The 307-nt window shown below is 65.8% G+C and carries 1 protein-coding gene; it reads left to right on the top strand.

All coding sequences use genetic code 11. The annotated features are described in order from the left end of the window. Positions 1-20: 20 nt before the first annotated feature. On the top strand, positions 21-307 hold a 287-nt coding region (locus tag CVH10_RS26740; RefSeq protein WP_219924854.1), incomplete at its 3' end, for a hypothetical protein.

Below are 307 nucleotides of genomic sequence, written 5' to 3'. Positions count from 1 at the left end.
GTTTGAAACAGGAGTCTGACATGCCCACTTCCCTGACCCCCGCAGTGCTCGATCACTGGACCGCCGGGGCGGCCGCCACGACCGAAGCCGAGAAGGCCATTGCCCATTACATGGGTGGAGGCGGTCTCGGCCGAGGTCTTACAGGCCAGGCCGGCACTCGCCATCGCGCATGTGAAGCGGGAGCCCCATGGGGCTCCCGGTTTTCGTTTTGGTATCTCGTCGCCCTGACGGTCTTCCTGTCGTTCCTGCTGGCTTGCCCGGCTCGCCCAGCCGGGGCCCGCCATGGCGGAGGCGTCATACTCGATAC

This window comes from Halomonas sp. ND22Bw (assembly GCF_003011945.1).
GTDB classification, from domain to species: domain Bacteria; phylum Pseudomonadota; class Gammaproteobacteria; order Pseudomonadales; family Halomonadaceae; genus Halomonas; species Halomonas halophila.
This window is presented reverse-complemented; position numbering and strand designations above follow the sequence as displayed.